This is a genomic window from Nonomuraea cavernae, from assembly GCF_014646355.1.
GTDB lineage: Bacteria > Actinomycetota > Actinomycetes > Streptosporangiales > Streptosporangiaceae > Nonomuraea > Nonomuraea cavernae.
This window is the reverse complement of the sequence record NZ_BMNH01000047.1, coordinates 1-12,564: the sequence shown is the minus strand read 5'-3', so window position 1 is coordinate 12,564 and position 12,564 is coordinate 1. Positions and strand designations below refer to the sequence as shown.

The 12,564-nt window shown below is 71.5% G+C and carries 12 protein-coding genes; 8 read left to right on the top strand and 4 right to left on the bottom strand.

Going from position 1 to position 12,564, the window contains the following annotated elements:
• Positions 1 to 40: 40 nt before the first annotated feature.
• On the bottom strand, positions 41 to 313 hold the full coding sequence (locus IEY82_RS37450) for a WXG100 family type VII secretion target (protein WP_189129041.1): 273 nt from the start codon (positions 311 to 313) through the stop codon (positions 41 to 43).
• Positions 314 to 436: 123 nt separating this feature from the next.
• On the opposite strand from IEY82_RS37450, the gene IEY82_RS37445 reads away from it, so the two are divergent.
• The 3 genes from IEY82_RS37445 to IEY82_RS37435 all read left to right on the top strand — a co-directional run bounded on the left by IEY82_RS37445 (position 437) and on the right by IEY82_RS37435 (position 4,452).
• Entirely contained in the window at positions 437 to 1,162 is a 726-nt protein-coding gene (locus IEY82_RS37445) for an SDR family NAD(P)-dependent oxidoreductase (RefSeq protein ID WP_189129040.1), read from the top strand.
• 63 nt (positions 1,163 to 1,225) lie between these two features.
• Entirely contained in the window at positions 1,226 to 2,971 is a 1,746-nt protein-coding gene (locus IEY82_RS37440; protein WP_189129039.1) for an acetyl/propionyl/methylcrotonyl-CoA carboxylase subunit alpha, read from the top strand.
• Between the two features lie 122 nt (positions 2,972 to 3,093).
• The gene (locus IEY82_RS37435) at positions 3,094 to 4,452 is read left to right on the top strand and encodes a hypothetical protein (RefSeq protein ID WP_225264098.1); all 1,359 of its coding nucleotides are present in this window, start codon (positions 3,094 to 3,096) and stop codon (positions 4,450 to 4,452) included.
• 137 nt (positions 4,453 to 4,589) lie between these two features.
• Here IEY82_RS37435 and IEY82_RS37430 read toward each other — a convergent pair whose 3' ends face one another.
• Positions 4,590 to 5,978, bottom strand: coding sequence for an NAD(P)H-quinone dehydrogenase (locus IEY82_RS37430; protein WP_189129038.1), 1,389 nt, complete (start codon positions 5,976 to 5,978; stop codon positions 4,590 to 4,592).
• 73 nt (positions 5,979 to 6,051) lie between these two features.
• On the opposite strand from IEY82_RS37430, the gene IEY82_RS37425 reads away from it, so the two are divergent.
• On the top strand, positions 6,052 to 6,504 hold the full coding sequence (locus tag IEY82_RS37425) for a gamma-glutamylcyclotransferase family protein (RefSeq protein WP_189129037.1): 453 nt from the start codon (positions 6,052 to 6,054) through the stop codon (positions 6,502 to 6,504).
• Here the strand turns inward: IEY82_RS37425 and IEY82_RS37420 are convergent.
• Both IEY82_RS37420 and IEY82_RS39710 read right to left on the bottom strand, forming a co-directional pair.
• Positions 6,501 to 7,205 (bottom strand): MFS transporter, encoded by a 705-nt coding sequence (locus tag IEY82_RS37420; protein WP_225264096.1) that lies wholly within the window; start codon positions 7,203 to 7,205, stop codon positions 6,501 to 6,503. The genes IEY82_RS37425 and IEY82_RS37420 overlap by 4 nt on opposite strands.
• Positions 7,206 to 7,230: 25 nt before the next feature.
• Positions 7,231 to 7,575, bottom strand: a complete 345-nt coding sequence (locus IEY82_RS39710) for an MFS transporter (protein WP_225264095.1) — start codon at positions 7,573 to 7,575, stop codon at positions 7,231 to 7,233.
• A 109-nt stretch (positions 7,576 to 7,684) separates the two neighbouring features.
• Here IEY82_RS39710 and IEY82_RS37415 point away from each other — a divergent pair, with 109 nt between their 5' ends.
• From IEY82_RS37415 to IEY82_RS37400, 4 genes are all read left to right on the top strand, one after another.
• Positions 7,685 to 8,662: an Lrp/AsnC family transcriptional regulator gene (locus IEY82_RS37415; protein WP_189129036.1), complete on the top strand. Its 978-nt coding sequence runs from the start codon at positions 7,685 to 7,687 to the stop codon at positions 8,660 to 8,662.
• Positions 8,659 to 9,963 (top strand): M20/M25/M40 family metallo-hydrolase, encoded by a 1,305-nt coding sequence (locus tag IEY82_RS37410; RefSeq protein ID WP_189129035.1) that lies wholly within the window; start codon positions 8,659 to 8,661, stop codon positions 9,961 to 9,963. Before IEY82_RS37415 ends, IEY82_RS37410 begins: the two co-directional genes overlap by 4 nt.
• Before the next feature lie 61 nt (positions 9,964 to 10,024).
• Positions 10,025 to 10,828: a purine-nucleoside phosphorylase gene (locus IEY82_RS37405; protein WP_189129063.1), complete on the top strand. Its 804-nt coding sequence runs from the start codon at positions 10,025 to 10,027 to the stop codon at positions 10,826 to 10,828.
• Positions 10,825 to 12,465 (top strand): phospho-sugar mutase, encoded by a 1,641-nt coding sequence (locus tag IEY82_RS37400; protein ID WP_189129034.1) that lies wholly within the window; start codon positions 10,825 to 10,827, stop codon positions 12,463 to 12,465. Before IEY82_RS37405 ends, IEY82_RS37400 begins: the two co-directional genes overlap by 4 nt.
• Positions 12,466 to 12,564: the final 99 nt, after the last annotated feature.

Genomic DNA, 12,564 nt, shown 5'->3' with positions numbered 1-12,564 from the left:
AGAAAGCCCCGGCACGTTCGCCGGGGCTCTCACGCGGGGGTCAGCGCGTCGCGGACTCGATGTTGCCCCGGTAGGTGTTGATGACCCGGGCGGCCTCCTGCAGCTCCTCCGTCATCCGCTGGAAGGCGACCCGGTAGTTCTGCCAGGCGCCCTGGAAGCGCACGGCACCCGGACCGGTCCAGGCCGTGCCGACCTTCGCCGCCTCGCGGTCGAGCGCGGTCATCGTGGTGCGCACGGCTTCGGACTGTTGGGTGAACTGGGTGGCCATCAACTGCATTTCTCCGGGGTCGCCACCGAGCAGACTCTGGCTCATGCATACCTCCTGGATCGTCGTGATAGCGCCCTCACCATAGGCGCGGCGCCAATCCATCGCCCGCGTTATACCGAGCGGCTATGGTCGTCCAGAGGATTATTCGGATCTAAGGAGCATCCGGCCATGCGCGAGGTTGTGGTGACCGGCGGCGGCACCGGCATCGGATACGCCATCGCATCCGCCTTCGTCTCACTCGGCGACCATGTCACGATCACCGGCCGCCGCGAGCACGTGCTCAAGGAGGCGGCCGACCGCCTCGGCTGCGCGGCCGTGCCGTTCAACGCGGCCAGCCCCGTCGCCGTGCAGGAGGCCGTGGCGAGCCTGCCCGAGCGCGTCGACGTGCTCGTCAACAACGCGGGCGGCAACACCAACCTGGACCGCCAGGAGCCCGGCGACGACGACCTGATGGCCGTGGCCGAGGCCTGGTGGGCCAACTTCAACGCCAACCTGATGTCCGCCGTGCTCGTCACGACCGCGCTGCTGCCGCGCATCGGCAGGGGCGGCCGGGTCGTCTCGATCGGCTCTATCGCCGCCCGTGGCACCGGCTCCGGCTCGTACGGCGCGGCCAAGGCGGCGCTCGAATCATGGACCGCCGACCTCGCGGCCCAGCTCGGCGCCAAGGGGGCCACGGCGAACGTGGTCGCCCCCGGGCTGGTGGTCGACACGGAGTTCTTCCGCGGCCGGCTGACCGAGGAGGGCATCAGGGCCCGTGTGGCGAACACCCGCAACGGCCGGCCGGGCACTCCGGCCGACGTCGCCGACACTGTGGTCTTCGTCGCCTCGCGGGGCGCGAGACATCTCACGGGACAGGTGCTGCACGTGAACGGCGGCGCATACCTGGGCCGCTGACGGCGAGCCGACAGCCAGCACTTACACTCCCTTGAGTCGCCCGCCGAGGAAGGACGAACGTCGGTGCAGAAGGTTCTGATCGCCAACCGTGGTGAGATCGCGGTCCGTGTGGCCCGCGCCTGTAAGGACGCCGGGATCGGGAGCGTCGCGGTCTACGCCGACCAAGACCTCGACTCGCTGCACGCGCGAGTGGCCGACGAGGCCTACGCGCTGGGCGGTCAGTCGCCCGCCGAGACCTACCTCGACTTCGGCAAGCTGCTCGACATCGCCAAGCGTTCCGGCGCCGACGCGGTGCACCCCGGCTACGGCTTCCTCGCCGAGAACGCCGGCTTCGCCCAGGCCGTCCTCGACGCGGGCCTGATCTGGATCGGCCCGCCACCCGCCGCCATCGCCGCGCTCGGCGACAAGGTGCAGGCCCGGCACATCGCCCAGAAGGTCGGCGCGCCGCTGGTCGCCGGCACCAAGGACCCGGTCTCCGGGGCCGACGAGGTGGTGGCGTTCGCCGAGGAGCACGGGCTGCCGATCGCCATCAAGGCCGCCTACGGCGGAGGCGGGCGCGGCATCAAGGTCGCGCGCACGCTCGGCGAGGTCGCCGAGCTGTACGAGTCGGCCGTACGCGAGGCCGTGGCCGCCTTCGGCCGCGGCGAGTGCTTCGTGGAGCGCTACCTCGACCGGCCACGCCACGTCGAGACCCAGTGCCTGGCCGACCACGAGGGCAACGTGGTCGTGGTCAGCACCCGCGACTGCTCGCTCCAGCGCCGCCACCAGAAGCTGGTCGAGGAGGCGCCCGCGCCGTTCCTGAGCGCGGAGCAGCTCGACGTCCTCTACTCCAGCTCCAAGGCGATCCTGCGCGAGGCCGGCTACGTCGGCGCCGGCACCTGCGAGTTCCTCGTGGGCCAGGACGGCACGATCTCCTTCCTGGAGGTCAACACCCGGCTGCAGGTCGAGCACCCGGTGACCGAGGAGGTCGCGGGCGTCGACCTGGTGCGCGAGATGTTCCGCATCGCCGACGGCGAGACCCTCGGCTACGACGACCCGGTGCTGCGCGGCCACGCGATCGAGTTCCGGATCAACGCCGAGGACGCCGGCCGGGGCTTCCTGCCGGCGCCGGGCACGCTGACCGCCCTGCGCCCGCCGTCGGGGCCCGGCATCCGGCTCGACTCGGGCTACGAGGCCGGGATGACCGTGCCGCAGACGTTCGACTCGCTGGTGGCCAAGCTGATCGTGACGGGCCGCACCCGGCGCGAGGCGCTCGAACGCAGCCGCCGGGCACTGGCCGAGTTCGAGATCGACGGCATGCCGACCGTGCTGCCCTTCCACCGCGCGGTCGTGTCCGACCCGGCCTTCGCCGCCGAGCCGTTCACCGTCCACACCCGGTGGATCGAGACCGAGTTCGACAACACGATCGAGCCCTACACGGGCGACCTGGCGGCCGACGAGCCCGCGACGCGCGAGACGGTGACCGTCGAGGTCGGCGGCAAGCGCCTGGAAGTGGTCCTGCCCGCCGGCCTCGGCGTCTCGGGGGCTACGCCCTCCGCGAACAAGAAGCCCAAGCGTGGCGGGGGCGGCGCCAAGCAGGCGGCCGCGGGCGGCGACGCCCTGGTGAGCCCGATGCAGGGCACGATCGTCAAGGTCGTCGCCGGCGACGGCGACACCGTGGCCGAGGGTGACACCGTCGTGGTGCTGGAGGCCATGAAGATGGAGCAGCCGCTGACCGCCCACAAGTCGGGCACGGTCACCGGGCTCAGCGCGGCCGTCGGGCAGACCGTCACCTCCGGCGCGACGATCTGCGAGATCAAGGACGCCTGAGGACCGGCGGTCCCGGGATCAATGGCCCCGCGCCTCCATCGCGCCCCGTACGGGTAACGTGCGGGGTGAGGAACTTTGCCGATCGCCCGTTCGTCCTCATGGGCGAAGGAGGCTTGCTGCCAATGACCCATTCGCTGCGCCGAACCGGGGCCGCGTTCGCGGCTCTGATCGCCGGTCTACTCGTCGTCCTTGCGTTGTCCCCCGCCGCTCACGCGGCCGCGCCCCCTGACGCCGCGACTGTGCTGGCCCATTGGAAGGACCAGAAAGATCCCCTGTATGTGGCGTCCGGCTCGGCCCTGAGTTCGGATCAGCAGGACAAGATTCGCGACATCCTGAAGGATTCCAAGAGCGACGTCTACGTCGCCGCGTTGCCCGACGGATCGGTGACCGATCCCACGACCTATGTGGGCCAGCTGGGCCAGGCGGTCATGAAGGCCAAGAACGGTGGCCAGATCACCGTGGCCGTGCTCGACGGCAACTCGCTCTTCGCGGGCTCCAACTTCGGCCGCGCCGGCATGACCAACCAGCTGTCGAAGCTGGCCGTGCGCAACAATGACGACCTCGTGAGCGGCATGGAGGACTTCGTCGAGCGCGTCAACCTGATGGCCGACGGCAAGACCGGTGCCGCGCTCAAGTCCGGCTCGACGAGCGGCGGCGGCGGAGGCGGCGGCGTGCTGGTCGGCCTCGGCGTGCTCGCGCTGGTCGGCGGCGGCGGCTACTTCCTCTACTCGAAGAACCGCAAGAAGAAGCAGGCCATCCAGGACGCCAAGGACCTGGCGGCGGTCAAGGGGACCGTCGAGGAGGACGTCACCAAGCTCGGCGAGGAGATCACCGCGCTCGACACCGACGTCACGCTCTCCGGTCAGGGTGGGCAGCACATCGGCGAGTGGCAGCAGGCTCTCGACTCCTACGAGAAGGCCAAGACGCAGCTCGCCGCGGTGGAGCGGGCCGACCAGGTGCGCGAGGTGACCCAGACGCTCGAGGACGGCCGCTACGCGCTGGCCGTGGTGAAGGCCAAGGTCAACAACCAGCCGGTGCCCGAGCGGCGCGCCCCCTGCTTCTTCAACCCGCAGCACGGCCCGTCCGCGCGTGACGTGCGCTGGGCTCCGCCCGGTGGCGCGGTGCGCGACGTCCCGGCCTGCGCCTCCGACGCCGAGGCCGTGGAGCGCGGCTTCGACCCGCAGATGCGCGAGGTCATGGTCGACGGCCAGCGCCGGCCCTACTACGACGCGGGCCCGGCCTACCAGCCCTACGCCTACGGCTACTACGGCGGCTTCGGCGACGTCATGACCGGCATGTTCATCGGCACCATGATGGGCAGCATGATGGGCGGCATGATGGGCGGCGGCTTCGGCATGGGCGGCGGCTACTCCGACGGTGGCGGAGACTTCGGCGGCGGCGGCGACTTCGGTGGCGGCGGCTTCGGAGACTTCGGCGGCGGAGACTTCGGTGGTGGCGACTTCGGCGGCGGCGACTGGTAGTCCCCCGCCCTGACGACCGGGCGCGTTCCCTTCGGGGAGCGCGCCCTTCGCCGTTGTGAGCCGTTGGCGACGGTGGCGACGGTGGCGACGGTGGCGAAGAGCCTGCGCGCGGGACGTGCCGTACGGAAAAGGGGAGGTCAGAGGGCCGCTTCGGGCTGCATGAGGCGGCGGGCGGCCTCGGTGATGGAGCCGGAGAGCGACGGGTAGACCGCGAACGTGTGGGCGAGCTGGTCGACGGTCAGGCGCTGCTGGACCGCGACCGAGACCGCCAGGATCAGCTCCGAAGCCCGGGGCGCCACCACGACGCCGCCGAGCACGATGCCGGTGTTGGGCCGGCAGAAGAGCTTGACGAAGCCGTCGTTGAAGCCCTGCATCTTGGCCCGGGCGTTGGTCGCCAGCGGCAACTTGACCACGTTGGCCTCGATCTCGCCCGCCTCGATGGCCCGCTGCGCCACACCGACGGCCGCGATCTCGGGGTCGGTGAAGATGTTGGAGGCGACCGTGGCCAGCCGGAGCGGCTGGACGGCCTCGCCGAGCGCGTGCCAGACGGCGATGCGGCCCTGCATGGCGGCGACCGAGGCGAGCATGAGCACGCCGGTGCAGTCGCCCGCGGCGTAGACGCCGGGGGCGGAGGTGCGCGAGACCTTGTCGACCTTGACGAAGCCCTGGCGGTCGAGCTGCACCCCGGCCTCCTCCAGCCCGATGCCGCCGGTGTTGGGCACCATGCCGACCGTCATCAGCGCGTGGGAGCCCTCGGCCGTGCGGCCGTCCTCGAGCGTCACCACGACGCCGTCGGCGGTGCGCTTGACGGAGGAGGCGCGCGAGCGGCCCATGACGTTCATGCCGCGGCGGCGGTAGACCTCTTCGAGCACCTCCGCGCCGTCGGCGTCCTCGTTGGGCATCATCCGGTCGCGGCTGGAGACGAGCGTCACCTCGGCCCCGAGCGAACGGTAGGCGCCGGCGAACTCCGCGCCGGTGACGCCGGAACCGACCACGATCAGGTGCTCGGGCAGCTCGTCGAGGTCGTAGAGCTGGCGCCAGTTGAGGATGCGTTCGCCGTCGGGCTCGGCGCCCGGCAGGACGCGCGGCGTGGCGCCGGTGGCCACGAGCACCACGTCGGCCCGGATCGTCCGGTCGCCCGCCCTGACCACCTGCGGGTCGACCAGCCGGCCGCGCGCGTTGACGATCTCGACGCCCTCGGCGGCGACCCTGGTCGCGATGTCGGCCGACTGGGCCTGGGCCAGCTCCTTGACCCGCTTGTTGACCAGCGGCAGATCCACGGTCGCCACGCCGATGTCGCCGTCGCCTCCACCGGAGAACGCGACACCCAGCGAGGAGGCGTCGAGCAGCGCCTGCTTGCGGACCGAGGTGGCGATCAGCGTCTTGGACGGCACGCAGTCGGTCAGCACGCACGCCCCGCCAGGGCCGTCCTGCTCGACCATCGTGACCTGCGCGCCCAACTGCGCGGCCACCAGCGCCGCCTCGTAGCCGCCTGGTCCGCCGCCGATGATCACAATCCTCGTCACGCGTCCCATTCTCCCGCATGCCTCGACCCGCTGGAGAAACGGGGCGGCCGACCGCGCGCTACTCTTGTCTGCTGTGCCTGTCTACGCCGCCTACGGCAGCAACATGGACCCGGAGCAGATGGCCATGCGCGCTCCGCACTCTCCGATGCGTGACGTCGGCTGGCTGCAGGGCTGGCGCCTGACGTTCGGCGGGGAGGACATCGGCTGGGAAGGCGCGATGGCCACCATCGTCGAAGATCCCGACGAGCACGTCTTCGTCGTCCTCTACGACGTGCCCGAGTGGGACGAGCACTCGCTCGACCAGTGGGAGGGCGCGGCCCGCGGCCTCCACCACAAGGTGCGGCTGCGGGTGCAGACCCTTGAGGGCGACCAGGTGGCCTGGTTCTACGTGCTCGACGGCTACGAGGGCGGCCTGCCCTCCGCCCGCTACCTGGGCATCCTGGCCGACGCGGCCGAGCGGGCGGGCGCCCCCGACGACTACGTCAAGGAGCTGCGGGGACGCCCCTGCAAGTCGCTCGGCGACTAGCGCAACGGCAGGTCCTTCGTCTCCTTCAGGGCGAAGACGTAGACGAGCGTGGAGATCAGCGCCAGCGCCGACATGTACCACGGGAAGAGCCCGGCTTCGCCGGCGTCCTTCAGCGCCGTGCCGATGAGCGGCGCGGTGCCACCGAAGATCGCGACGGTCAGCGAGTACGGGAAGCCCGCGCCGGCGGCCCGCACCCGGGTCGGGAAGAGCTCCGAGTTGACCGCGGCCGAGATCGACGTGAAGCAGCCGAGGAAGACCATGCCGACGCACTGGACGAGCAGCAGGCTGCCGAAGGAGTCGGTCAGCAGGCCGAGCAGCGGCACCGGCAGCAGCGTGAAGCCCAGCCCGAAGGTGATCAGCATGGGCCGGCGCCCGACCCGGTCCGACAGCATGCCGAGCAGCGGCTGCAGCACCATGAAGAAGACCAGCGAAATCGTGCCGACGGTGAGCGAGTCGGCCTTGTCGAAGCCCACGTTCTGCTGCGCGTAGGTCGGCAGGAACGTGGTCCACGTGTAGTAGGCGACGGTGCCCGCCACCGTGATGCCGACGATCAGCGCGGCCTTGGTCGGGTAGTGGATCAGGAAGTCGAACAGGCCGGGGCGTTCGGCCCTGCCCACCCGGATGTCCGTGGCCACCGTGCTGGTCTCCTCGGCGCCTCGGCGGATCCACAGGCCGACCAGGCTGATGACCGCGCCGAACACGAACGCGACGCGCCAGCCGTACGCGTCAGGTGGGGGTGACGGCGAGCAGCAGCGAGCCGCCGCCCATCAGCATGATCGTGAAGGTCATCGCGGCCTTGCGGCCGAAGCGGTCGGCGAACGCGCCGACCAGCAGCCCGCCCAGCGGGCGCATGAAGAACCCCACGGCGAAGACGGCGAACGCGCTCAGCACCGGGACCAGGCTGCTGCCGCCCTGGGTCGGGAAGATCTGCTCGGCGAAGTAGACGGTGAGGAAGCTGTAGGCATACCAGTCGAACCACTCGACGACATTGCCGACGCTCGCCGCCATGAGCTGACGGACGCGGCTGCGGGGGATGCCGATCGGTGCCTGCGCGACGGGAGGGGGCGCCACGGGAGCTCCTTTGCTGACAGGTACGGTGGTGACTTACTGTTCAGTCGCTGACCGAAGCGGTCAGATACCCACAGCTCGGTTCTCGAATCAGTCACAGAAACGGCGTTCCGTGGACGTTCTCGACCGGCGACTCGTCGCGGCCCTCCAGGTGAGCCCGCGCGCGTCATGGGGTGAGATCGGCAGGGTGGTCGGCGAGCACGAGCGCACCGTCGCGCGCCGGCTGCAGCGGCTGATCGCCGACGGCGTGGTGCGCGTCACGGCCATCTACGACGACCTGCGCACCGGTCACGGACGTCCCGTCCACCTGCACGTACAGGTCCGCCCCGGCACGGCCGGGCAGGTCGCCGAGTCGCTGGCCGGGAGGCCCGACACCCGGTCGGTCTACTCACTGACCGGCGCCGCCGACGTCGGCTGCGAGCTGGTGTCCCCCACGCGTGAGGCCCTGGACGACATCCTGTCCACCCAGATCGGCGACCTCGACGGCGTCCTGTGCACCCGCACCCAGGTCGTGCTGCGCACGTTCATGACCGTGGCCGAGTGGCACGCCCCCTACCTGACCGAGCAGGAGGCGGCCGAGCTGCGACCGGCCCCCGCCGGTCCGCTGCCCGACCAGGACGGTCTGTCGCCGATGGAGCGGGAGATCGCCGAGCTGCTGGTGGCCGACGGCAGGATCCCCTTCACCGCGATCGCCGAGCGGCTGGACATCTCGGTGCCGACGGCCCGCAGGCGGGTGACCTCGCTGCTCGACCGGCGGCTGCTGCTCCTCCGGGCCGAGGCGGAGCCCGCCCTGCTCGGCCTGGCGGTCGAGGCCAAGCTCTGGCTCAAGGTCCGCCCCCACGGGCTCGACCGGGTCGGCCAGACGCTGGCGGCCCACCCGAACGTCCGCTACTGCGCCGCGACGACCGGCACCCACTCCATGATCGCCCAGGTGGCCGTGCCGCACGAGGCCGACCTGTACCGTTTCCTGTCCGATGTCGTCGGCCCGCTCGACGAGGTCACCGACCTCGACGTCACCCTCATCACCCGTGCCTACAAACGCGGCCATCTACACAAGTCCGGCATGCTCACCCTGGAGAAGACACCATGACCCCAGCCGAGAAGGAAGTCGCGGAGCTCTGCGTCGAGCTGATCCGCGTCGACAGCAGCAACTACGGCGACGGCAGCGGCCCCGGTGAGCGCGCCGCCGCCGAGGTCGTCATGGCCAGGCTGGCCGAGGTGGGCATCGAGTCCACCTACATCGAGAGCGCGCCCGGCCGGGGCAACGTGATCACCCGCGTCGAGGGCACCGACCCGTCGCTCCCCGCGCTGCTCGTGCACGGCCACCTCGACGTGGTGCCGGCCAACGCGGCCGACTGGTCGGTCGACCCGTTCGCGGGCGAGGTGCGCGACGGCTACATCTGGGGCCGGGGCGCGGTGGACATGAAGGACATGGACGCGATGATGCTGGCCGTGCTGCGGCAGCTCACCCGCGAGGGCCGCCGGCCGCGCCGCGACCTGGTCTTCGCCTGGCTGGCCGACGAGGAGGCGGGCGGCACGTACGGCGCCAAGCACCTGACCGCGCACCACCCCGAGCTGTTCGAGGGCGTCACCGAGGCGATCAGCGAGGTCGGCGGCTACTCCCTGGAGGTCGACCCGTCGCTGCGGCTCTACCTGATCGAGACCGCGCAGAAGGGCCTGGCCTGGATGAGGCTCGTCGCCGACGGCACGGCCGGGCACGGCTCGATGCTCAACTCCGACAACGCGGTCACCGAGATCGCCAGGGCGGTGGCCCGCGTGGGCGCCCACGACTGGCCGACCACGCTCACCCCGACCGTGCGCCGGTTCCTGACCGAGGTCGCCGACGCCTTCGGCATCCCGTTCGACGAGGACGCTCCCGAGCCGATCCTGGAGCGGATCGGGCCGCTGGTCCGCTTCGTCGGCGCCACGCTGCACCACACGGCCAACCCCACCCAGCTCGACGCCGGCTACAAGTCCAACGTGATCCCCGGCCAGGCCGCGGCCGTGGTCGACGGGCGCTTCCTGCCCGGGCACGAGGACGACTTCTTCAAGACCGTCGACTCGTTGATCGGGCCCAAGGTCCGCCGGGAGTTCGTGCACCACGACATCGCGCTGGAGACCACGTTCGACGGCGCTTTGGTCGAGTCGATGATCGCGGCGCTGAAGGCGGAGGACCCCACCGCGCGGGCCATCCCCTACTGCATGTCGGGCGGCACCGACAACAAGACGTTCTTCGCCGACCTGGGTGTGCGGGGGTTCGGGTTCGTGCCGCTGCGGCTGCCGGCCGGCATGGACTTCGCCTCGATGTTCCACGGCGTGGACGAGCGGGTGCCGGTCGAGGCGCTTCAGTTCGGGGTGCGGGTGCTCGACAGGCTGCTCCTAGACTACTGACGTGAATACCCCCGACGTGAGCGATCTCGACGTGAGCGACCCCGACGTGAGCGATCTCGACGTGAGCAACGACGCCTACTCCCTGGCCCAGGAGGCCGCCGGCGCGCTGAGGAGCGCCGCCGGTCACGACACCTTCGACGTCGCCCTCGTCATGGGCTCCGGGTGGGTCCCGGCCGCCGACGCGCTCGGGCGGACGGTCGCCGAGATCCCCTTCACCGACCTGCCGGGCTTCTCGGCGCCCGCCGTGGCCGGGCACGGTGGCCGGATCCGGGTCGTGCGCACCGACGGCGGGCGGCACGCGCTCGTCTTCCTCGGCCGCAGCCACCTCTACGAGGGGCACGGCCCCGAGGCGGTCGTCCACGGCGTGCGCACGGCCGCCGCCGCGGGAGTCCGCACGATCGTGCTCACCAACGCGGCCGGCGGCCTGCGCCCCGAGACCCAGCAGGTCGGCGACCCGGTGCTGATCAGCGACCACATCAACCTGACCGGCGCCAACCCGATCACCGGCACCACGTTCATCGACCTCACCGAGGTCTACTCCCGGCGGCTGCGCGCGCTCGTGCACGAGGTCGACCCGAGCCTCGCCGAGGGCGTCTACGTCGCCTTCCGCGGCCCGACCTACGAGACGCCCGCCGAGATCCAGATGCTGCGCACGTTCGGCGGCGACCTGATCGGCATGTCCACGGTGCTGGAGGCCATCGCCGCCCGTGAGGCCGGCCTCGACGTCCTCGGCCTCTCGCTGGTCACCAACCCGGCGGCCGGTCTGGGCGGTGAGGTGCTCGACCACGAGGAGGTCCTGGCGGTCGGCCGCGCCACCGCCGCCCGCATGGGCGTCCTGCTGGCCAAGGTCGTGGACCGGCTGTGAGCGACGATCTTCTCCGCCAGGCCCGTCATTGGCTGCTCCAGGACCCCGACCCCGACACCCAGGCCGAGTTGTCCGGCCTGATCGAGCGCGAGGACCTCGCCGCGCTGCGCGAGCGTTTCCACACCAAGCTGGAGTTCGGCACCGCGGGCCTGCGGGGCGAGTTGGGCGCGGGCCCCAACCGGATGAACCAGGTCACCGTCATGCGGGCCGCCGCCGGGCTGGCCGGGGTGCTGGGCCCCGGGCGGCACGTGGTCGTGGGCTACGACGCCCGGCACAAGTCCGACGTGTTCGCCCGTGACACGGCGGCCGTGCTGACCGGCGCCGGGCTGCACGTCTCGCTGCTGCCCGGCCCGTTGCCGACGCCCGTGCTGGCCTTCGCCGTCCACCGGCTCGGCGCCGACGCGGGCGTGATGGTCACGGCCAGCCACAACCCGCCGAGGGACAACGGCTACAAGGTCTACTGGGGCGACGGCTCGCAGATCGTGCCGCCGATCGACAGCGAGATCTCCGCCGCCATCGACGCCGTGGGCCGGGTCGACCGGCTGCCGCTCGACGGGCCCGGCACTCTCACCGAGCTGGGCGACGCCATCGTCGACGACTATCTCGAAGCCCTCACCGCGCTGCCTCTCGGCGAGGCGCGGGAGTTGCGGGTCGCCTACACCCCGCTGCACGGCGTCGGCGGCGCCACCCTGACGGGCGCGTTCCTGGACGCCGGGTTCGAGAGCCCGATGTCGGTCGAGGAGCAGCGCGATCCCGACCCCGACTTCCCCACGGTCGCCTTCCCCAATCCCGAGGAGCCGGGGGCGATGGACCTGACCATCGCGCTCGCCGCGAAGATCAAGGCCGACCTGGTGCTGGCCAACGACCCCGACGCCGACCGGTGCGCCGTGGGGGTGTCGCTGGGCGACGGCACGTTCCGCATGCTGACCGGCGACGAGGTGGGCGGCCTGCTGGCCGAGCACGTGATCAGGCACACCACCGGCGACCGCATGGTGGCCACCACGATCGTGTCCTCGACGCTGCTCGGCAAGATCGCGCGAGCGCACGGCGTGCGCTACGGCGAGACCCTGACCGGCTTCAAGTGGATCATGAAGGCGGGGCCCGGCCTCGTCTTCGGGTACGAGGAGGCGATCGGCTACAGCGTCGGCTCCGACGCCGGGCTGCCGGTGCGCGACAAGGACGGCATCGGCGCCGCGCTCACCGTGGCCGCGATCGCGGCGGAGGCCAAGCAGGCCGGCCGCACACTGGCCGACCTGCTCGACGACCAGGCCAGGCGCTACGGCCTGCACGCCACGTCACAGCTCTCGCTCCGGGTCGACGACCTGTCACTGATCGCCGACGCCATGGCCCGCCTGCGCGCCGAGCCGCCGGCCGAGCTCGGCGGCCGGGCCGTCACCGCGGTCGACGACCTGAGCAGGGGCGACGGCGGCCTGCCTGCCACCGACGGGCTCCGCTATCACCTGGCGGACGACGCCCGGGTGGTGATCCGGCCCTCGGGCACCGAGCCCAAGCTCAAGTGCTACCTGGAGGTGGTGGTGCCGGTGACCGGCGACGTCGCCGACGCCCGCGCCCTGGCCTCCCGCGAGCTCGCAGCCCTCACCACCGATCTCGACGCCATCCTCGCGTCCGGCTCCTAGGCCGTGTTTCATAAGGCGCGGAGCCACTGGTTGATGGCGGCGATGGTGAGTGTGGCCTCGTAGCGGACGGCGAGCTTGTCATAGCGGGTGGCCATGCCA

Coding starts and splice junctions, on each gene's coding strand:
- IEY82_RS37450 (WP_189129041.1), bottom strand. CDS start 313: ATGAGCCAGAGTCTGCTCGGTGGCGACCCCGGAGAAATGCAGTTGATG.
- IEY82_RS37435 (WP_225264098.1), top strand. CDS start 3,094: ATGACCCATTCGCTGCGCCGAACCGGGGCCGCGTTCGCGGCTCTGATC.
- IEY82_RS37445 (WP_189129040.1), top strand. CDS start 437: ATGCGCGAGGTTGTGGTGACCGGCGGCGGCACCGGCATCGGATACGCC.
- IEY82_RS37410 (WP_189129035.1), top strand. CDS start 8,659: ATGACCCCAGCCGAGAAGGAAGTCGCGGAGCTCTGCGTCGAGCTGATC.